Here is a 20125-nt window from a genome sequence, read left to right as displayed (position 1 = left end):
CGGCAGTCCTCCCACCTCCCACAGCAGGGTCGCCCACTCGGCGCCCCTCCCCTGCCGCTCCAGCTCCCGGGCCAGGCCCGGCAACCGCCCGGCGGGCCAGCGCGCGGCCTCGCAGATCAAGCCGTGCGCCTCCCCGCTGCGCCCTCGGGCCCGGAGCTCGGCGAGCGCGGCCACGAAGGCGGCGGTGCCGCCGTGTGCCGACGGGGCCGGGGGCGGCGGGGGTGCGGGGCGGTGGCGGACGAGGGTGAGCACGCGGGCGCCCCGGGAGGCATGGAGGGTGGGAGGGCCGGAGGGGGCGGGGACGGACATCGCGGGGGCGGAGGGGATGGCGGGGCCGGAGGAAGTGGCAGGGCCAGAGGGGGTGGAAGGGCCGGAGGAGGTGGCGGGGCTCGGGGGGTCGGGGGTCGCCGGGGTGCGGGAGAGGGCGGTGAGGCGGGCGCAGAGGTCGGCGTGGCGGGAGTCGGCGCGGGCCAGGTCGTCGCGGGCCCAGGACAGCTCCCGGGTCAGCAGCGCGAGATCCGGTCCCGGGCCGTGCGCGGGCCGGTGGCCCGCCGCGAGGCGGGCGGTCAGGGCGCGGACGGAGGTCTCGGCCGCCGCCCGCTCCGCCGCGGCCACGGCGAGCAGCGCGTGGAGCTCCGCGGCACCGCCGGCCCGCCGGTCGTACCCGGCGACCGCCGCCCACCGCAGCCGCGCGGCCCGCCGCGCGTGCTCCGCGGCCGCGTCCGGCCCGCGCACCGCGGCGAGGTCCTGGAGCAGCGATTCCAGTACGTCCCACGGCGGCACCGCCGTACCCTCCAGGCAGGCCCGGATGCCGTCCGGGTCCCGCCGCAGGAATGCGCCGTACCACCCGGCGCCGGGGTCGAGCTGCGCCGTCAATCCGCGTATACACGCGGCCAGTTCGCTCATCGCCGTCTCCATGGACGGCTATTGCACCGCACCCGTGTTACGCGCGGACTACGGCAGTCTCAAACCTTGACGGCGATCGCGGTGTGGGGACGCTTCCCGCGCCGGGCGAGGGCGGCCGGGACGTCCACGGCCCAGAACTGCCAGCGGTACTTGCGCGCCATCAGCTGCCGCACCCGCCGCAGTCCGGCGTCGTCGAGCAGCCGGGCGCGCGCCTCCACGACCGGCGCGCCCTCGACCACGCGGCCGCGCACGTCGCACGCGGTCACGGTGACCCGACCGTCGTTGCGGATCCGCTTGACCTTCCACGTGTCGGTGCGGGTCCAGACGAACAGTTCGCCCGCCTCCGTCACCGCCCACACCGGCGTGGCCACCGGGGTGCCGTCCTTGCGGTAGGTGGTCAGGCTGACGTATCTGCCCCGGCCCAGTTCCTCAAGACTCATGGCGCCACCCTAGCCGCGCGGGTGACCCCCTCCCAGGCCGCAGTCCGGTCTTCCAGCACGGCTCGACCGGTCCGCCGGACGGTCCCGCAGGTGCGCCGGTCCGCCGCCGCCCTCCGGGTGGCGCAGGACCGCCTTGCCGCGGGCCTGGCTGCGGCCCTCGGGCGTCACGCAGGTGGCGAGCAGCAGGCCGCCCGCGAGCAGGGAGCCGAGGAGGCCGAGGCCGAGACGTTGGGCTGTGTTCGGTGCTGACACACCCTCACCCCTGCCCCGCCCGGCGGCGGACGCATCGCCGATTGGGCCGTTCGGCCGCCGGGACCGGCCGGGCCGCCTCGGTGCCGGCACGGGCCGCCTCCGGACCGGCACGGACGCTTCCGTACCGGCACGGGGCGCTTCCGTACCGGCCGGGGCTGCCGGCGCCCAGGCGGGGCCGCGGGTTCCCGAGCCGGGCCGGCGGGTGCGCGAGCCGGGCCGCGGGTGAGCCGGCGGTCCGTTCAGGACGGTGCGGGCGCCGGTGCCGCCGCCGTCGCCGCGCAGCGGCGGAGCAGGTCGTCCATGGACAGGCCGAGGGTCGCGGCGAGGGCGGCGACGGTGAAGAACGCCGGTGTCGGCGCCCGGCCGGTCTCGATCTTGCGCAGGGTCTCGGCGGACAGCCCCGCGGCCGCGGCGACCTCCACCATGCTGCGCGGGCCGCGCGCCTCGCGCAGGAGCGCGCCCAGCCGCTCGCCGCGCTCGCGCTCCTCGGGGGTCAAGGGGGTTCGGACCATGCGGCCATTCTAGCCCGCCGGCCGATTCTTATACCGGGATTTCTTTACCGTTACTTGTTTACCGTGATTTCTATACCGGTATAGTTGTTGGTATGGTGCATCTGAAGACAGACCAGGAGATCGAGGCCATGGGCGAGGCCGGGCAGGTCGTGGCCCGCGCCCTGGCCGCCGTACGCCGTGCGGCCCGGGTGGGCAGTTCGCTGCGGGAGCTCGACGGCACGGCGCGGGCCGTGCTGCGCGAGGCGGGGGCGAGCTCGCCCTTCCTCGGCTACCGCCCGCACTTCGCCCCCGTGCCGTTCCCGGCGGTCGTCTGCCTCTCCGTCAACGACGCGATCGTCCACGGCATACCGGACGACTACCGGCTGCGTGACGGGGACCTGGTCAGCGCCGACTTCGGGGCCCGGCTGGGCGGCTGGGTCGGGGACGCGGCGATCAGCTTCGCCGTCGGCCGGGCCCGGCCCGCCGACCTCCGACTGATCGCCACCGCCGAGGCGGCGCTCGCCGCCGGCATCGAGCAGGCCCGGCCGGGCCGCCGCATCGGCGACGTGGCCCATGCCATCGGCACCGTCGTGCGCGCCGCGGGCTACGGCATCCCCGACGGCTTCGGCGGCCACGGCATCGGCCGCCGGATGCACGAGGACCCCGCCGTCCCGAACGAGGGCCGTCCCGGCCGCGGCATGACGCTGCGCCCGGGCATGGTCCTCGCGATCGAGCCGATGGTCCTCGCGGGCGGCCGGGACGCCTTCGTCACCGACCCCGACGGCTGGACCCTGCGCACCGCGGACGGCTCCCGCGCCGCCCACGCCGAGCACACGGTCGCCGTCACCGCCGCCGGCCCCCGGATCCTGACCGCGGCCCCCACCCCTAGGGTGGGCCCATGACCACGGACACGGACGGGACCGGCCCCGGGAGCCACGGCACGGGCGGGGCCCCGGGCACCGGGCGGGTGCTGCACGGCTGCATGGGGCTGGGCGGCGCCTGGGACACCGAGCCCTACGGCGCCGCCGACATCGACGCGGCCGAGGCCGCCGTCGAGGCCGCGCTCGACAGCGGGATCACCGCCTTCGACCACGCCGACATCTACCGCCACGGCAAGTCCGAGGCCGTCTTCGGGGAGGTGCTGGCCCGGGCCCCGGGCCTGCGCGAGCGGATCACGATCCAGACCAAGTGCGGCATCCGCCTCGCCGGGGACGGCCTGCCCGGCAGGTACGACCTGCGGGCGGCGAGCATCGCGCGCCGGGTGGAGGAGAGCCTGACCCGGCTGCGCACCGATGTGATCGACGTCCTGCTCCTGCACCGCCCCGACCCGCTGACGGACCCCGACGAGATCGCCGCGGCCCTGTCGGGCCTGCACCGGCAGGGCCTCGTACGGCACTTCGGGGTGTCCAACATGGGCGCCGCGCAGATGGCCGCGCTCCAGGCGCGGCTGGACGTGCCGCTGGTGGCCGACCAGCTGGAGATGAGCCTGTACCGGCGCGACTGGGTCGAGGCCGGGGTCCTGCTGAACACCCGGGAGGCCACCGGCAACGGCTTCCCCTTCGGCACCCTGGAGCACTGCCGCGAGCACGGCATACGCCTGCAGGCCTGGGGTGCCTTGGCGCAGGGCCGCTACACCGGGCGGCAGCAGACCGCCGCCGAGCACGCCACCGCCGCCCTGCTGGTCCGGCTGGCCGAGGCGAAGGGCACGACGCCCGAGACGGTCCTGCTGTGGTGGCTGATGCGCCACCCGGCGGGGGTGTCCGCGGTCATCGGCAGCACCCGCCCCGACCGCATCCGCGCCTGCCGCGACGCCGCCGTCCGCGAGCCGGACCTCACCCACGAGGAGTGGTACGAACTCTGGGTCACCGCCCGCGGCACTCCCCTCCCCTGAGCGGCAGCGCCCGGGTGGCGGAGGGGAGTGCCCGCTCGGCGTGCTACGGCCTGCCGTGCGGGTGCACCACCATGGCCGAGCCGCCGCCCCGCCGGCTCTTCTCGGCGGCGGCCAGCCAGCGCCCGTCCGGGAGCCGCTGGACACCGGTGGCGGCGCCGATCTCGGGGTTCTGCCGGAAGCCGTGGCCGAGCGCTTCCAGCTGACCGCGCAACGGGCTGTTCCACAGCCCCGGTTCGAGCTCGGTCGTGGTCTGGTTGCGCTGGCTGGCGCGCGGCGCGGCGATCGCCTCGACCAGCGGCAGGCCCCGGTCCAGGTGACCGGTCAGGGTCTGGAGCACGGTCGTGATGATGGTGGCGCCTCCCGGGGAGCCGACCGCGAGGACCGGCCGGCCGTCCTCCAGGACGATCGTCGGCGACATCGACGAGCGCGGCCGCTTGCCGGGGCCGGGCAGGTTCGGGTCCGGCACGCCGGGGGCGGCCGGGGCGAAGGAGAAGTCGGTCAGCTCGTTGTTGAGCAGGAAGCCCCGCCCGGGGACGGTGATGGCGCTGCCGCCGGTGGACTCGATGGTGAGGGTGTAGGAGACCACGTTGCCCCAGCGGTCCGCGACGGTGAGATGGGTGGTGTTCTCCCCCTCGTAGGTGGTCGGGGCGCTCTCGCCGGTGGTGGCGCACGGCGCCGGACTGCGCGGGTCGCCGGGAGCGACCGGGCTGGTCAGCGCCTTGTCCGGGGAGATGAGGCAGGCGCGGCTGTCGGCGAACCGCTGGGAGAGCAGCTGCCGGGTGGGCACGTCCTGGGCGGCCGGGTCACCGACCCAGCGGCCCCGGTCGGCGAAGGAGATCCGCGAGGCCTCGATGAACCGGTGCAGGTACTGGGTCTCGGACAGCTCGGACAGGTCCGAGCCCTCCAGGATGTTGAGGGCCTCGCCGACGGTGGTGCCGCCCGAGGACGAGGGCGCCATGCTGTAGACGTCCAGGCCCCGGTACCGGATCCGGGTCGGCTCCTGCCGCTTGGTGGCGTACGCCCGCAGGTCGGCGGCGGTCAGGTCGCCGGGCCGGACGACGCGGGTGGCCGCCGGGTCCACCGGGGGCTTGCGGACCGCGCGGACGATGTCGTCGGCGATGGGCCCCCGGTAGAGCGCGCCGGTGCCCTTGCGGGCCAGTTCGGTGTAGGTGGCGGCGAGGTCGGGGTTCTTGAACGTCGAGCCGACCACGGGCAGCTGACCACCCGGCAGGAACAGCGCGGCCGTGTCGGGGAAGTCCTTGAACCGGTCCTGGTTGGCCTGGGTCTGGGCGCGGAAGGTGGCGTCGACGGTGAAGCCGTCCCGGGCCAGCTTCACCGCGGGCTTGAGGAGCCGGTCCAGCGGCTGCGACCCCCAGGCGTCCAGGGCGGTCCGCCAGGTGGCCGGGGTACCGGGGACACCGACGGAACGTCCGCTGGTCATGCCCTCGGCGAACGGGATGGGGACGCCGTTCTCCTGGAAGAGCGTCTCGGTGGCGGAGGCGGGCGCGGTCTCGCGGCCGTCGACGGTGTGCACGCGGCGGGTGGCCGCGTCGTAGTAGACGAAGTAGCCGCCCCCGCCGATGCCGGCGGAGTACGGCTCGGTGACGCCCAGCGCCGCCGCGGTGGCGACCGCGGCGTCCACGGCGTTGCCGCCGGACCGCAGCACGGCGACACCGGCGGCCGAGGCGTCGGGGTCGACGCTGGCGACCGCTCCGCCGTAGCCGACGGCGACAGGGACCTTGGCGGGCGTGCCGGCGGCCGGCGGCGGAGCCGCGGCGCCGGTGGAGACGAGCGCCCCGACGAGGGCGACGAGCGCTAAGGGGCGTGCGGCGGGACGACGCATCCGTACCTCCGGTCGAGGACCTGCGCGGGGCCTGGAAGCGGCACTCTAACTTCACCGGACCGCCCGCGTCAGCGGCGCGTCGTGGCCGCTACCATCCGCCGCATGAACGACGACGTGCGCAACATCGTGCTCGGGGTGATAGCCACCGCCGTCAGCGGTGGCTTCGGCTGGTTCGGCCGGACCTACCTGTGGCGCCGCAAACTCCGCCGCAAGCAGGCCTTCTTCGGGCTGCCGGCCGGCTCGGACTGCCTGTTCGTGGTCAACCGCAAGGTGGGGGACTCCGAGCGGTCGGTGCACCGCAACGACGCGTTCGCGCTGCTGGAGATCTCGGCGCTGATCAAGGACTGCGGGGCCACGGTGCAGATCGTCACCCACGACGGCGCGCGGCAGGGCTTCGGGGAACGCGCCGAGTTCTGTGTCGGCGGCCCGACCTCGAACGCCCGTACGGCCGCCCACCTGGCCTCGATGCTGCCGGGCGTGGACTTCAACGTCTCCGGCGAACCGGTCCCGGACCGGGGGGCGATCACGGTGGGCGGGGAGACGTACCGCTGGCGCCAGGGCGCGGTGGAGTACGTGCTGCTGGCCCGGCTGACCACCCGGGAGGGGACCCGCCCGGTGTTCCTGATCTGCGGTCAGACCGCGGTGAGCAACCAGGCCGCCGCCCGCTACCTCGCCCGGCACCACGAGAAGCTGGCCGAGCGGTACAAGGACCGGTCGTTCGCGCTGGTGCTCAAGGTCGTCAACTCCGACGCCTACGGCCCCGACGTCACCGAGCTGGTCGCCGACGTCACGACCGCGGCCCGGACAGCCGAACCGGCAGCGACTTGAGCCCGTTGATGAAGTTGGACACCAGTCGGCGCGGTTCGCCGGCGAGTTCGGGCACGGGCAGGCCGGCGGCGTGCCACTCCTCGTGCAGCACCCGGAGCTGGAGCCGGGCGAAGTGGGCGCCGAGGCAGACGTGCGGGCCGTCGCCGAAGGAGACGTGCGGGTTGGGCCGGCGGCCGAGGTCGAGCCGGTAGGGGTCGGGGAAGACCCGCTCGTCGTGGTTGGCGGAGGCGTGGAAGACCACGACCTTGTCCCCGGCGCGGACCGGCCGGCCGGCCAGTTCGGTGTCGACGGCGGCGGTGCGGCGGAAGCTGAGCACCGGCGGGTGCACGCGCAGCAGTTCCTCCACGGCGCTCGCGGCGGCCACCGAGCCGTCGCGCAGGCGGGCGAACTCGTCGGGGTGCCGGGCCAGGGCCAGCAGTCCGCCGGGGGCGGCGCTGCGGACGGTGTCGTTGCCGGCGACGGTGAGCAGGAAGAAGAACATCTCCAGTTCGGGCTCGTCGAGTCCGGCTCCGGCCAGGGCGGTCATCAGGTCGTCGCCGGGGTGGGCGCGTTTGTACGCGGCCAGCTCCCGGGCGTACCCGAACATCTCGCCGAGCAGGGCCGGCGAGCGCGGGTCGAGCGGGCGGCCGTCGGGCCCGCGCCGGGGTTCGGGGGTCTCGTCGGGGTCCTGGTAGCCGATGACGCGGACGGTCCAGTCGAGCAGCAGCGCCCGGTCGGCGGCCGGTACGCCCAGCAGGTCGGCGAGGTTGAGCAGCGCGTACTCGTCGGTGACGGCGGTGACCAGGTCGGCCACCCCGTCGGTGGCGTCCGCGCGGGCCGCGGCCAGCAGGGTACGCGCCCGCTCCCGGACCCGGGCGGTGAAGGCGTCGACCCGGGCGGGCGTGAAGGCGCGGGCGGCCAGCCGGCGCAGCCGGCCGTGCTCGGGAGGGTCCTGGTTGAGCATGGTGCGGCGCAGGAACGGCAGGTCGGCCGGGTCGGGGTCGCGGATCTGGGTGGCGCCCAGGTGCGAGGAGTACGTCCGGTGGTCGCGCAGCACCCGCACCACGTCCGCGTGCCGGGTCACGGCCCAGAATCCGGGTCCGGCCGGCCAGCCGAGCACCTCCGGTTCGGCCTGCCAGGCGACCGGGTGGTGCTCGCGCAGCACCCGGTAGCTCGCGTGCGGCAGCCCCTCGGCGTACCGGCGGGGGTCGAACACGTCGGGGACGTCCGCGGTGTGCTCCATGGGGCCACGGTGGCGGCCGGGGGCCGGTGGCCGCAAGAGCCCCGCCGGGGGCCGGCACCCCGGGCGGGCGCCGGCCGGGGGTCAGCCGAGGGCGGGGCAGTGGGCCGCCGGGAGGCCGCCGTCCGGACCGAAGAGGGTGACCTCCACCGTGGTCGGCGCCGCGCCGGCGGTACCGGCCGCGGTGCACACCAGCTGCCGCTGGGCACCGGCGCTGAGCGGACGCACCGGGAAGGGCAGCCGGACCGTCATCTCGCCGTCGCCGTTCTGCTCCACCCGCCAGGACGGGCCGCTCTCCTTGGAGTCGGGCAGGGCGGGCACCTCGGTGCGCAGTCCGGCGGCGCGTTCGCTCTCGCGGGGCCCGCGCAGCAGCCGGCGCAGGACGTCGCTGGGCGCAGCCGGCGGGTAGCCCGACTCCGGCACGGGCACCAGGCCGCCGGTGGGTGAGAGGAAGTACACCTGGGTGGCGTACGAGGCCATGGCCACGGAGACCTCCGCCGGCTGGCCGCTCTCGATCACCCCGGTCGGCTTGATGCCGCAGCCGGCGGTCAGCAGCGCCCCGCCGAGGGCGAGAGCGACCACCCCCACGGCGCCCCTGACACCTCCGGCGCCCCTGACGCCTCCGACACCTCCGACACCTCCGACAAACCTGGCACCCCTGGCACCTCCGACACCCCTCATGCGCCGGCCTCCAACGGCATCTCGACGGTGAACACGGCGCCGCCGTCCGGCCCGGCGGCCGCGCGGACGGTCCCGCCGTGCAGGTGGACGTTCTCCTTGGTGATCGCCAGTCCCAGTCCGGACCCGGCGGACCGGGTGCGGGCCGCGTCCGCCTTGTAGAACCGGTCGAAGATGTGCGGCAGCACCTCGGGGGCGATGCCGGGACCGCTGTCGGCGACCCGGAGGGTGAGCCAGTCGCCGCCGACCCGGGTCTCGGTCCGCACGGACACCCGGACCGGGGCCCCGCCGTGCTTGAGGGCGTTGCCGACGAGGTTGGCGAGGACGACGTCGAAGCGGCGCGAGTCGAGCCGGGCCCGCACGCCCTCCGGCAGGTCGGTGACCACCCGCTCGTCGACCCAGTGCCGGCGTTCGAGGGTCTTGCGCACGGCCTCGGCCAGATCGACGTCGTCCAGGTTGAGCTCGGCGGCGCGGGCGTCGAAGCGGGAGATCTCCATCAGGTCCTCGACCAGGACGGCGAGTTTGCCGGTCTCGTTGCTGATCAGCCGCAGCGCCCGGGCGGTGTCCGGGTCGAGCCGCTCGGCGTCCTCGTCCAGCACCTCGGTGACGGCGAGCATGCCGGTCAGCGGCGTGCGCAGCTCGTGGGAGACGTCGGCGGCGAACCGGCGGGCCCGGGCCTCGGCCTGGCGCAGTTCGTCCACGGAGTTCTCCAGGGCCCGGGCGGTCTCGTTGAAGGTACGGGCCAGCCCGGCGAGTTCGTCGGCGCCGCGGACCTCGATCCGGGTGTCCAGCTCGCCGCGGCCCATGCGCTGGGCGGCCTTGCGCAGGTTCCGCACGGGGCGCAGCACGCTGCGCGCGGCGAGCAGGGCAGGCACCAGGGCGATGGCGAGCCCCGGCAGGGCGCCGTTGCGCGCCGCGTCGACCATCAGCTGCACGGTCTGCCGCTCGGTGGCCAGCGGCATGACGGCGTAGAAGACGGCACCGGTGGGCCGGCGTACGCCGCCCAGCCGGAAGGTGGCGGGCATGCCGACGACCACGTACGGGGTGCCGTTCGCGTCGGTGGTCCGCTGGAAGGCGCCGTGCGGCACGCCGCCGAGGCGGCTTCGCATGTCGGCGGTGATCAGCGGCGAGGTGGGCGGCCCGCCGGGGTTGGAGCCGGCGCGCAGACTGCCGTACTCGCCGTAGACGTGCCAGCCGTGGGGGGTGCCGCGTTTGCCGAGCTCGGTGACGATCTGCTGGAGCTGCTGCTGGTCCAGCGGCAGTTGCAGGGTGTGCGCGGCCAGCTGGTCCCGCAGGCCGCTGACGGCGGTGTCCTGGCTCTGGGTGAGCACGGCCGTGCGCGCCTGCCGGTAGGTGAGGGCCGCGGTGCCGACCGCGCTGATCGCCGCGACCAGGAGGAACGCGGCGACCAGCCGGGTGCGCAGGCCCCAGGGGGATATCGCCCTGATCCGTCTCACCGGGGGTTCACCGGCTCACAGGGGGCCGAAGCGGTAGCCGAAGCCGCGCACGGTCTGTATGTAGCGGGGGTTGCCGGCCGGGTCGCCGATCTTGCTTCGGAGCCGGCGGACGCAGGCGTCCACCAGGCGGGCGTCGGCGTGGTAGCTGTGCTCCCACACGTACTCCAGCAGTTGCTGGCGGCTGAAGACCTGTTCCGGGGAGGCGGACAGGTGCAGCAGCAGCTTGATCTCGCTGGGCGCGAGGGCCACCCGCTCGCCGTTGCGGGAGACGGTCAGGCCCGCCCGGTCGACGGCGAGCTCGCCGTGGAACTCCACCTCGGGCCGGCCCACGGGGTCGGTGTGCCGGCGCAGCACCGCCTTGATGCGGGCCTCGATGACCTCGGTGCGGGCGGGCTTGACGATGTAGTCGTCGGCGCCGGCCTCCAGGCCGACGACGATGTCGAAGTCGTCCCCGCGGGCGGTGAGCATGATGATGGGGACCTGGCTGGTCTCGCGGATGCGCCGGCAGACCTGGACGCCGTTGATGCCGGGCAGCATCAGGTCCAGCAGGACCAGGTCGGGCCGGGTCGCCGCGAGCAGCTCCAGGCCCTCCTCGCCGGTCTCCGCGGCGTGCACGTCATGGCCCCGGCGGCGCAGGCCCAGGCCCACTCCCTCCCGGACGGAGGGGTCGTCCTCGATCAGCAGTACGCGTGGCATCGGATCAGTATTCCAGGTGGCTTCATGGCTTTCGTCCCTCGATCGGCCGCTACGGCTAGCGGCCGAGGCGGCGGCGCAGGGAGTCCAGCAGGTCGGTGATCTCGGTCAGTCTCAGCGGCCGGGCGAGGAGGACGACGACCACCAGCAGGGTGGCGGTTCCCGCCCCGACGGCGGCGAAGTAGCCGGCGGGCTCGGCGGCGCGGGCGGCCAGGTGGCCGGCGGCCCCGGCCGGCAGGCAGGCGAGGAGCAGGCGCAGGTGGGTGCGCAGCGCGGTGGCGCGGCGCGCGGCGCGGGGGGCGGCCCCGCGCGGGCCGAGCCGGCGGGCGAGGGTGTACGCGGTGAGCGCGGCGCCGGCGGTGAAGGCGACGGAGGAGGCGGCGGCCATGCCGGTGACGGCCCAGCGCGGCGGCAGGACCAGGTACGCGGTGGCGGACAGGCCGGCGTTCAGTCCCGCGACGACCAGGTTCAGGAAGAACGGGGTGCGGGTGTCGGACAGCGCGTAGAAGGCGCGCGAGAGGACGTACTGGGCGGAGAACGCGACCAGGCCGGGGGCGAAGGCCGTGAGCATGCCGGCCATGACCGCGATGTCCGCGCCGCCCGTGCGCCCGTACCCGTAGACGCTGCCGGTCACCCACGGGGCGAGGGCGGCGAACAGGCAGGCGGCGGGCACCACGAGGGCGGCGCTGGTGCGCAGGGCGGAGGAGACGTCGCGGCGGACGGCGGTGAGGTCGCCGTCGGTGGCGGCGGCGCTCATGCGCGGCATGAGGGCGGTGACCAGGGAGACGGTGATGATGCCCTGGGGCACGATCCACAGCTGGTAGGCGTTGCTGTAGGCGGTGTACCCGGCGCCGCCGGCCACGCCCGCCTCGACGGCGTGCTGCCCGGTCGCGGTGGACAGCCGGGTCACGACCCAGTAGGCGATCTGGTTGGTGAGGACGAGCAGCACCAGCCAGCCGGCGTTGCGCAGCGGCCGGGCGAGGCCGCGGCCGCGCCAGTCGAAGCGCGGGTGCCAGCGGAAGCCGGCCGCACGCAGCGACGGCACCAGGGCGAGGGCCTGGACGACGATGCCGGCGGTGGTGCCGACGCCCAGCAGGGCCGTGCCGGAGGCGGTCAGGCCCTCGGGCGAGCCGTGGGTGAGGTACAGGAAGAGTCCGAAGACGGCGATGACGACGACGTTGTTGAGGACCGGGGTCCACATCATCGCGCCGAACCGGCCGCGGGCGCCCAGGACCTGCCCGAGCAGGGTGAACAGACCGTAGAAGAGGATCTGCGGCAGGCAGTAGCGGGCCAGCGCCACGGTGGTGCTCGCCCGGGCGCCGTCGTAGGGGGTGTACACCTCGACGATCAGCGGTGCGGCCAGGACGGCGGTGGCCGTGAGCACGACCAGGGCGGCGGTGCAGGCGGTGAGCAGCCGGTCGGTGTACGCCCGGCCGCCGTCGGCGTGCTCCTTGGCGGCGCGGACCAGCTCGGGCACGAAGACGGCGTTGAGGGCGCCGCCGATGAGCAGCATGTACAGGATGTTGGGGACGGTGTTGGCGACCGCGTAGGTGTCGCCGAGCAGTCCGGTGCCGAGCGCGGCGACGACGACCGCGGAGCGCAGGAAGCCGGTGGCGCGGGAGACGATCGAGCCGGCGGCCATGAGCGCGCCGCTGCGCAGGACGGAGGACTTCCGGGGGGTGTGCGGCGCGGTCTGCGGCGCGGTGGCGGTGGCGCTCACCGGCGGGCCAGGTACGCCTGGAAGGCCTTGTAGAGGGTGCTGTTGGCGTATCCGTCCATCGGTTTCTCCCACTCGCCGAGCGTTTCCACGACCTCTCCGCCGGTACCGAGCTTCCAGCGCAGCAGTCCGAAGGAGCGTGCGGCGGGGTCGAGTGTGGAGGGTACCCCGCGCATGTCGTACTCGTCCGCGCCGAGGGCGTGGGCGTCCTTGAGCATGCGCCACTGCAGGGCGTTGCTGGGGCGTACCTCGCGCCGGTGGTCGGCGGAGGCGCCGGTCTGGTACCAGACCCGGGAGCCGGCCACGATCATGGTGTGGGCGGCGAGGATCTCGCCCTGGTGGCGGGCGAGGTAGAGCCGCATCCGGCCCGGCTGCTCGGCGTTGAGCACCTCGTACTGCCGCTGGTAGTACGCGAGCGAGCGGCCGAGCCGGAAGCCGTCGCGCTCCTCGGTGATGCCCAGCAGCCGGTGGAACTCGGGCAGGTCGTCGGCGGTGCCCAGGCAGGTCTCCACGCCCGCCTTCGCGGCCTTGCGGACGTTGCGGCGCCACTCCTGGTTCAGGCCCGACCACAGGTCGTCCAGGGTGCGGCCGGTCAGGGGCACGCGGAAGACGTGCCGGGGCTGGGCGTCGCCGTCGGACTCCCCGCCGCAGCGCTGCCAGCCCCGGGTGCGCAGCCGGTCGGCGAGGGCGGCGCCGAGCGGGTCCACCTCGGTGGCGAGCACGTCGGAGAGCTGCCGGCCGGGGCCGGTGGCGGCCTTGAGGGTGGCCGCGTCCCAGCGGCGGTAGGCCGGGGTGGGGCCGATCCGCACGGCGAAGGCGCCGGCCGCGCGCAGGTGCCGCATCAGGGGGTCGAGCCAGCGGTCGAGACCGGGGTCGGACCAGTCGGCGACGGGGCCTTCGGGAAGGTAGGCGAAGTATTTGCGGGTGCCGGGAAATTGGCGATAGAGAACGAGGGCGCCGCCGACGAGTTCACCGGTGGGCACGTGCCATCCGACCGTTTCCGAGCGCCAGAGGTCCTTCACCCCGCCCCAGGAGGGGTACTGCAGGAAACTCGCCCTGCGGTGCCGGCCGAGGAACTCCAGATAGGCGGAACCGGTCAGCGCGCGCACGGTGAGCTCCCCCGGCCGGCTGCCGTCCGGGTCCTGGTCGTGCGGGGTGGAATTCACGAGCAATGCGCACACGGCGGGGTGCCTTCCGGTGGGTCCGACGGGGATGACCGGGAGTTTCACAGCGCACCATGACCAAGCCGAGCGGCGATTGTGACCGGACGATGACCGTTTCGCTGCGGTCCTCGTCACAACGGCTTCCGCCATGTTTTTCGGTGCCGGGCGCAACCTAAAGTCGGGGCATTCGCATCCTCCTTTGCGAACGATCATTACTTCGGAGGGGTTTTCGTTGAGCCGCACACGCCGTACCGCACGTCCGCGCCGCCGGGCCCTTCAGGTGCGCAGCCGTCATGCCGCCGTGGCCGGGGCGGCGCTGTTGGCCGCCGCGCTGACCGCCTGTTCGGGCGGGTCGGGGGGCTCGGGGGGCTCGGGCGGTGGCGACGCCAAGGGCGGTGAGGCGAAGAAGAAGGACATGGCCATCTCCGTGAACCTCACGGGCGATCAGGTCAAGGCGGGCGAGCCGGTGAAGGTGACGCTCGCCGACGGGAAGTTCTCCCTGGTGAAGGTGACCGACGCCAAGGGCGGTGAGCTGCCGGGCAGGATATCCGACGACGGCCGCACGTGGACCTCGGAGCGCAATGCGGCGCCGGGCGCCGAGTACAAGGTCGAGGCGCAGAACACCGACAGCCAGAGCGCGTCGGCGCAGTTCCGTACGACGGCCGCGGACAAGGTGAACAAGGTGGCGATCGTCCCGGGCAAGGCCACCGGCGGCACGGTCGGCATCGCCCAGCCGATCTCGCTGGTGTTCGACAACCCGGTGAAGAACAAGGCCGAGGTGGAGAAGCAGCTGAAGGTCACCACCTCGAACAACACCGAGGGTTCCTGGGGCTGGTTCAAGGACTACTCCGGCAACGACCGGGTGGACTGGCGGCCCAAGGAGTACTGGAAGCCGGGCACCGAGGTGAAGGTGCAGATGAACCTCAACGGGGTGGACTCCGGCAGCGGGTTGTTCGCGCGGGACTACAACACCGAGTTCAAGATAGGCAAGGACCGCCGTCTGGAGGTCAACCTGGACACCAAGACGATGTCGGTGATCGAGGACGGCAGGACCGTGCGGACGATCCCGGTCTCGGCGGGCACGCCCGGCGGCAAGAAGGCCTCCTGGTCCGGGAAGATGGTGCTGATGACCAAGGAGGGCACCATCCGGATGGACTCGCAGACGGTGGGCCTGGGCGACTCCTACGACAAGATGGTCGACTACTCGATGCGCGTGACCTGGTCCGGCATGTACATCCACGCCGCCCCGTGGAACGCCGGCAAATTCGGCCGCGTCAACAGCAGTTCGGGCTGCGTGGGGATGAGCGACGCCGACGCCGAGGCGCTGTTCGCGCAGGCGCAGATCGGCGACCTCGTCGAGGTCGTCGGCGAAGGCTCCAAGGGCCAGGCGGACATCGGCAACGGCTACGGCGAGTGGAACCTCAGCTGGGAGCAGTGGAAGGCGAAGAGCGCGCTGAACGGCGCCCCGCAGGCCGGCTGACCCTCGCCCGCACGATCGTTACCACCGCGTAACTTACCGATGGGTTACCTGCGGTAAGCCCCTCCCGTTACCGTCGGGTCACTTTACCGACCCGGCGCACACGAGGAGCGACCGATGGACCGCACCACCACCGCCGCGGCCGTGGCGGCCGTGCTCACCGCCGCCACCCTGGGCCTGGCCCCCCACCAGGCCCGGGCGGCGACCCCCCAGCCGGTGCAGGCCGGGCAGTCGGAGCAGGCCGAGCAGTCCGGGCCGTCGTCGGGCGTCACCTTCCACGACATCCCCGGCTCCGGCGGCATCACGCTCAAGGGCAACGTCTGGGCCCCGGCCGGTGACCGGGCCGGGCGGACGTACCCGCTGATCGTCCTCCCGACCAGCTGGGCCATGCCGCAGATCGAGTACGCCGCCCAGGCCAAGCAGCTGGCCGACTCCGGCTACGTCGTGGTCAGTTACACCTCCCGCGGCTTCTGGCTCTCCGGCGGGCAGATCGAGGTGGCCGGTCCCCCGGACATCGCCGACGTCTCCGCCGTCATCGACTGGGCCCTGGCCCGCACCCCGGCCGACCCGGCCCGCATCGGCGTCGGCGGGGTCAGCTACGGCGCCGGCATCAGCCTGCAGGCGGCCGGGCAGGACCACCGGATCAAGGCCGTGGTCGCCCTGAGCGGCTGGGCGGACCTGATCGAGTCGATCTACTCCGGCCGCACCCAGCACCTCCAGGCCGCCGCCCTGCTCGGCGCCTCCGGCGCCCTGACCGGCCGCCCCGGACCCGAACTCCAGCAGGTGCTGCGCGACTTCCTCGCCTCCCGGCTGGACCAGGAGGACGAGATGATCGCCCGGGGCCGGCTGCGCTCCCCCGCCGCCCAGGTGGACCGGATCAACGCCGGCGGCGCCGCCGTGATGCTCGGCAACGCCTGGGGCGACACCATCTTCCCGCCGAACCAGTACGCGGCGTTCTACGAGCGGCTGACCGGCCCCAAGCGACTGGAGTTCCGCCCGGGCGACCACGCCACCGCCGAGGGCACCGGCCTGTTCGGACTGCCCAACGACACCTGGACCAACGCCCGCCGCTGGTTCGACCACCACCTCAAGGGCGTCGACAACGGCATCAACCGCGAGCAGCCCGTCCAGCTCAAGTCCCGTACCGCCGAGGGCTACGAGGGCTACCCCGACTGGAAGTCGGTCGGCGCGGCCGGCACCGAGAAGCTGGAGCTGAACGACTCCGAACACCTCTGGGCGAACGTCGACTCCGGCGCGAACGGCGGGATCCTGCTGCTGTCCGCCGCCCTCGACCAGTTCGTCAAGGCGCCCCCCACCGCCTCGATCCCCCTGCTGCCCCGGGCCTTCGCCGCCGTCTGGCAGTCCGAGCGCTACGCCGAGGCCCGCCGGATCCGCGGCACGGTGAAGCTCCACACCACCGTGACCCCCACGCACGGCGACGGCACCTTCGTGGCCTACCTCTACGACGTCGGGCCCCTGGGCATCGGCAAGCTGGTCAGCAACGCCCCGTACACCTTCCACGGCAAGACCCCCGGCCGGGCCTTCGGGGTGGACCTGGAGCTGTTCTCCACGGCGTACGACGTGCCGGCGGGACACCGGCTGGCTCTGGTGATCGACACCGTGGACTCGCTGTACATCGAGCACAACCCCACCGGCGCACAGCTGACCTTCTCCTCGCCGCGCGCCGATCCCTCGTACGTCTCGGTGCCGCTGCGCGAGCAGTGATCTCCGGCTGCTGCCGGGTGGGGCCGCTCGGTGCGGCTACAGCTGTCCCGGCAGCACCGTCCCGGGTTCCGCGGGGGCGACCTCCACCGCCCTGGTCTTGAAGCTGCGCCGCTCCCTGCGCGCCACCCAGGTGGCGAACCAGGACAGCAGCATGCACAACCCGATGTAGATCGGCGAGATCACCAGGACCACCGGGATGAAGGGCAGGTCGTAGTCGAGGTTCGAGGCGATGAGCTTGCCTGCGTGCAGGAACTCCTCGTAGGTGATCAGGAAGCCCAGCGAGGTGTCCTTCAGGGCCACCACCAGCTGGCTGATGATCGTCGGCAGCATCGCCCGGACCGCCTGCGGGGCCAGCACGAACGTCATCACCTGGGTCTTGCGCATGCCCAGGGCGTACGCGGCCTCGCGCTGGCCCCGGTCCACGGCGTTGATGCCGGAGCGGAAGACCTCCGCCAGCACGGAGCCGTTGTAGAGGGTCAGCCCCGCGACCAGGGCCGGCAGCGGCTGGACCTTCAGCGCCACGAAGATGAAGAAGATCATCACCAGCACCGGCATGGCCCGGAAGAACTCCACGAACAGCGTGGCCAGCCAGCGCACCGGCCGGTGCGCCGACAGCCGGCCGGTGGCGAGCACCGCCCCGAGCGCCAGCGAGAGCACCGAGGCGTAGGCGAAGGCCTTCAGGGTGTTCCCGAGGCCTTCCAGCAGCAGCCGCTGGATGCCCTCGTAGGTGAACGGGGCCCACTTGGCGGCGGTGAACTGGCCGGTGTCGAACAGCAGGTAGAGGATCCAGCCGGCGAGGGCCACGATCAGGACCGTCGAGAGGATCCCGTAGAGGAAGTGCCGGCGCCGGGCCTTGGGGCCGGGGATGTCGTAGAGGGCGGTCGACTGGAGGTCACCGTGCAGGGAGTGGACGGTCACCGGGCGACTCCGTAGCGCTTCTCCAGCACGTTGAACAGCGCGCTGATGGTCAAGGTGATGATCAGATAGCCGACGGCGATCCAGACGAAGGTCCAGATGATGCTGTAGCCGAGCTCGTTGAGGGTCTTGTACGTCCCCAGCAGCTCGGTGACGCTGAAGGCGCCGGCGATGGCGGAGTTCTTGGCGAGCGCGATCAGGGTCGAGCCGATGGGCGGGATGACCGAGCGGAAGGCCTGCGGGAGCACCACAGTGCCGAGGGTCTGGGTGAAGGACATCCCCAGCGACCGGGCCGCCTCGCCCTGGCCCTTGGGCACGGTGTTGATGCCCGAGCGCAGGGCCTCGCAGATGAAGGCGGAGGTGTAGCAGCCCAGGGCGATGACGGCGAAGACCTCGAACGGCAGGACCAGACCGAAGCGGGGCAGGCCGAGCAGCACCGCGAAGAACAGCAGGGTCAGCGGGGTGTTGCGCAGCACGGTCACCCAGACCGTGCCGAAGGCCCGGAAGGAGCCGACGGGCGCGACCCGGAAGGAGGCCATCAGGAAGCCGAGGACGAGGGCGAGCAGGGAGGCGTAGACGGTCAGTTCGACGGTGCCGAGGAAGCCTTGCGCGTACAGCGAGAAGTTCTCGATGAGGACGTCCATGTGGGGCGGGTCTCCCTAGCTCGCCGGGTAGCGGTCGATGGCGGGCGGCTTCGGGGCCGGATTGCCCGACAGCCCGAGCGTTGCGTCGTAGGCCTTCTTCCAGTCGCCGTTCTTCTCGTGCTCGGCCAGGGCGTCGTCGAGGGCGAGACGCAGCGCGGTGTCGCCGCGCGGTACGCCGATGCCGTACGGCTCGGTGGAGAAGGGCTTGCCGACGACCTTGAGCTCGTCGGGCACCTTGGCGGCGTAGCCGAGGAGGATGGTGTCGTCGGTGGTGACGGCGTCCACCTGGTAGGTGAGCAGGTTGTCGACGCACACGCTGTAGGTGTCGTAGGAGACGAGCACCGCCTCGGGGTGCTCCTTCTGCATCCGCTGCAGGGGGGTGGAGCCCGCGGCCGAGCAGACCTTCTTGCCCTTGAGGTCGCCGGGCCCGTGGATGTCCTTCTCGTCCTTGCGCACCAGCAGGGACTGGCCGGCCAGGTAGTAGGGCCCGGCGAAGCCGACCTGCTTCTTGCGGTTGTCGTTGATGGTGTAGGTGCCGACGTAGTAGTCGATCTGGCCGTTCTGCAGGGCGGTTTCGCGGTTGGCGGAGGCGACGGTGCGGAACTCGATCTGGCGGTCCGGGTCGAAGCCGAGCGAGGCCGCCAGCATCTTGGCGATCTCGATGTCGAATCCGGAGTACCGGCCGCTGGCCGGGTCCTTCTCGCCGAGGTAGGGCTGGTCCTCCTTGACGCCGATGACCAGCCGTCCCCGCTTCCTGGCCCGCTCCCAGGTGCGGGAGTCGGGCAGCTGGAAGCCGGTCGCGACGTGGTAGTCGGGGAGGTCCTCGGGCTGGGGGCCCTTGACCGGCGGGCTGCCCTCCCGGCCGCACCCGGTGGCGGCGGGGCCGAGCAGGACGACCAGGACGGCCAGGAGGAGGGCGAGGCGGCGGCGGAGACCGCGGGCGTGGTGCATGGCGCGGCGCCCCTCAGTGCTTGAGGATCTTGGAGAGGAAGTCCCTGGCCCGCTCGCTCTCGGGAGCGGTGAAGAAGGCCTCGGGCGCGCGGTCCTCGACGATCCTGCCGTCGGCCATGAAGACGACGCGGTTGGCGGCGGACCGGGCGAAGCCCATCTCGTGGGTGACCACCACCATGGTCATCCCTTCCCGGGCGAGCTGCTGCATGACCTCCAGCACCTCGTTGATCATCTCCGGGTCGAGGGCCGAGGTGGGCTCGTCGAAGAGCAGGGCCTTGGGGTTCATGGCCAGGGCCCGGGCGATGGCCACGCGCTGCTGCTGGCCGCCGGAGAGCTGGGCGGGGTACTTGTCGGCCTGGTCGGCCAGGCCCACCCGGTTCAGCAGTTCGCGCGAGCGCTTGTCGGCCTCCTCCCGTCCGCGTTTCCTGACCTTGATCTGGGCGAGGGAGACGTTGGCCAGCACGGTCTTGTGGGCGAAGAGGTTGAAGGACTGGAAGACCATCCCGACCTCGGCGCGCAGCGCCGCCAGCTCCTTGCCCTCGGCCGGCAGCGGCCGCCCGTCGAGCAGGATGGTGCCGGACTCGATGGTCTCCAGCCGGTTGATGGTCCGGCACAGGGTGGACTTGCCGGACCCGGAGGGGCCGATGATCACCACGACCTCGCCACGGCCGACGGTGAGGTCGATGTCCTTGAGGACGTGGAGCTGCCCGTAGTGCTTGTTGACGTTCCGGAGCTCGATCAACGGATCGACGGCCATACGCTGCCCCACTTGTAGCTCGTGTCGAGTCAGCGCAAACTATCCAGCCTGGGAGGGCACTTCACCTCGACACGCCTA

20 protein-coding genes are annotated in these 20125 nt (G+C 73.2%); 5 read left to right on the top strand and 15 right to left on the bottom strand.

The window, feature by feature from the left end:
* The 4 genes from LG632_RS08785 to LG632_RS08770 form a co-directional block, all read right to left on the bottom strand.
* Positions 1–906, bottom strand: a 906-nt coding sequence (locus LG632_RS08785; protein ID WP_226726293.1) for a hypothetical protein, incomplete at its 3' end; no start/stop codon positions are given.
* 59 nt (positions 907–965) lie between these two features.
* The gene (locus LG632_RS08780) at positions 966–1346 is read right to left on the bottom strand and encodes a PPOX class F420-dependent oxidoreductase (protein WP_226726292.1); all 381 of its coding nucleotides are present in this window, start codon (positions 1344–1346) and stop codon (positions 966–968) included.
* Positions 1347–1355: 9 nt separating this feature from the next.
* Positions 1356–1598: a hypothetical protein gene (locus tag LG632_RS08775; protein WP_226726291.1), complete on the bottom strand. Its 243-nt coding sequence runs from the start codon at positions 1596–1598 to the stop codon at positions 1356–1358.
* Positions 1599–1837: 239 nt separating this feature from the next.
* Entirely contained in the window at positions 1838–2110 is a 273-nt protein-coding gene (locus tag LG632_RS08770; protein ID WP_226726290.1) for a helix-turn-helix domain-containing protein, read from the bottom strand.
* A gap of 92 nt (positions 2111–2202) precedes the next feature.
* Here LG632_RS08770 and map point away from each other — a divergent pair, with 92 nt between their 5' ends.
* Complete coding sequence (map, locus tag LG632_RS08765) at positions 2203–2991, top strand: type I methionyl aminopeptidase (protein WP_226726289.1); 789 nt, start codon at positions 2203–2205, stop codon at positions 2989–2991.
* A gap of 80 nt (positions 2992–3071) precedes the next feature.
* Complete coding sequence (locus tag LG632_RS08760) at positions 3072–3980, top strand: aldo/keto reductase (protein ID WP_374203434.1); 909 nt, start codon at positions 3072–3074, stop codon at positions 3978–3980.
* Positions 3981–4023: 43 nt separating this feature from the next.
* Here the strand turns inward: LG632_RS08760 and ggt are convergent, their stop codons facing one another.
* Positions 4024–5823, bottom strand: coding sequence for a gamma-glutamyltransferase (ggt, locus tag LG632_RS08755; protein WP_226726287.1), 1800 nt, complete (start codon positions 5821–5823; stop codon positions 4024–4026).
* A 102-nt stretch (positions 5824–5925) separates the two neighbouring features.
* On the opposite strand from ggt, the gene LG632_RS08750 reads away from it, so the two are divergent.
* Positions 5926–6651 (top strand): hypothetical protein, encoded by a 726-nt coding sequence (locus LG632_RS08750; protein ID WP_226726286.1) that lies wholly within the window; start codon positions 5926–5928, stop codon positions 6649–6651.
* Here LG632_RS08750 and LG632_RS08745 read toward each other — a convergent pair.
* The 6 genes from LG632_RS08745 to LG632_RS08720 form a co-directional block, all read right to left on the bottom strand.
* Positions 6611–7873 carry a cytochrome P450 gene (locus LG632_RS08745; RefSeq protein WP_226726285.1) on the bottom strand — a complete coding sequence of 421 codons (1263 nt, stop codon included), beginning with the start codon at positions 7871–7873 and terminating at the stop codon, positions 6611–6613. The two genes, LG632_RS08750 and LG632_RS08745, sit on opposite strands and share 41 nt — an antisense overlap.
* A gap of 81 nt (positions 7874–7954) precedes the next feature.
* Entirely contained in the window at positions 7955–8458 is a 504-nt protein-coding gene (locus LG632_RS08740; RefSeq protein WP_226726284.1) for a hypothetical protein, read from the bottom strand.
* 89 nt (positions 8459–8547) lie between these two features.
* Positions 8548–10005: an ATP-binding protein gene (locus tag LG632_RS08735; protein WP_226726283.1), complete on the bottom strand. Its 1458-nt coding sequence runs from the start codon at positions 10003–10005 to the stop codon at positions 8548–8550.
* Between the two features lie 15 nt (positions 10006–10020).
* Positions 10021–10701: a response regulator gene (locus tag LG632_RS08730; RefSeq protein WP_226726282.1), complete on the bottom strand. Its 681-nt coding sequence runs from the start codon at positions 10699–10701 to the stop codon at positions 10021–10023.
* 55 nt (positions 10702–10756) lie between these two features.
* Entirely contained in the window at positions 10757–12418 is a 1662-nt protein-coding gene (gene murJ / locus LG632_RS08725; RefSeq protein ID WP_226726281.1) for a murein biosynthesis integral membrane protein MurJ, read from the bottom strand.
* On the bottom strand, positions 12415–13524 hold the full coding sequence (locus tag LG632_RS08720; protein WP_226726300.1) for a lipid II:glycine glycyltransferase FemX: 1110 nt from the start codon (positions 13522–13524) through the stop codon (positions 12415–12417). Before LG632_RS08720 ends, murJ begins: the two co-directional genes overlap by 4 nt.
* A gap of 286 nt (positions 13525–13810) precedes the next feature.
* Between LG632_RS08720 and LG632_RS08715 the strand changes: the two genes are divergently transcribed.
* Positions 13811–15058: a L,D-transpeptidase gene (locus LG632_RS08715; protein WP_264201567.1), complete on the top strand. Its 1248-nt coding sequence runs from the start codon at positions 13811–13813 to the stop codon at positions 15056–15058.
* 114 nt (positions 15059–15172) lie between these two features.
* Positions 15173–16780: a CocE/NonD family hydrolase gene (locus tag LG632_RS08710; protein WP_226726280.1), complete on the top strand. Its 1608-nt coding sequence runs from the start codon at positions 15173–15175 to the stop codon at positions 16778–16780.
* 36 nt (positions 16781–16816) lie between these two features.
* Here LG632_RS08710 and LG632_RS08705 read toward each other — a convergent pair whose 3' ends face one another.
* Genes LG632_RS08705 through LG632_RS08690 form a run of 4 tightly spaced genes read right to left on the bottom strand, consistent with a single transcriptional unit; the run spans position 16817 to position 20047 of the window.
* Positions 16817–17698 carry an amino acid ABC transporter permease gene (locus LG632_RS08705; RefSeq protein WP_226726279.1) on the bottom strand — a complete coding sequence of 294 codons (882 nt, stop codon included), beginning with the start codon at positions 17696–17698 and terminating at the stop codon, positions 16817–16819.
* A complete protein-coding gene (locus tag LG632_RS08700; protein WP_226726278.1) occupies positions 17695–18339 on the bottom strand; it encodes an amino acid ABC transporter permease in 645 nt (214 codons plus the stop codon). Before LG632_RS08700 ends, LG632_RS08705 begins: the two co-directional genes overlap by 4 nt.
* Positions 18340–18354: 15 nt before the next feature.
* Complete coding sequence (locus LG632_RS08695) at positions 18355–19290, bottom strand: glutamate ABC transporter substrate-binding protein (RefSeq protein ID WP_226726277.1); 936 nt, start codon at positions 19288–19290, stop codon at positions 18355–18357.
* A 13-nt stretch (positions 19291–19303) separates the two neighbouring features.
* Positions 19304–20047, bottom strand: a complete 744-nt coding sequence (locus LG632_RS08690; protein WP_226726276.1) for an amino acid ABC transporter ATP-binding protein — start codon at positions 20045–20047, stop codon at positions 19304–19306.
* Positions 20048–20125 lie beyond the last annotated feature (78 nt).

This window comes from Streptomyces antimicrobicus, assembly GCF_020532625.1.
Classification (GTDB): Bacteria; Actinomycetota; Actinomycetes; order Streptomycetales; family Streptomycetaceae; genus Streptomyces; species Streptomyces antimicrobicus.
Note: the sequence above shows the minus strand (reverse complement) of the source record. Positions and strands in the feature narration are given on the sequence as shown.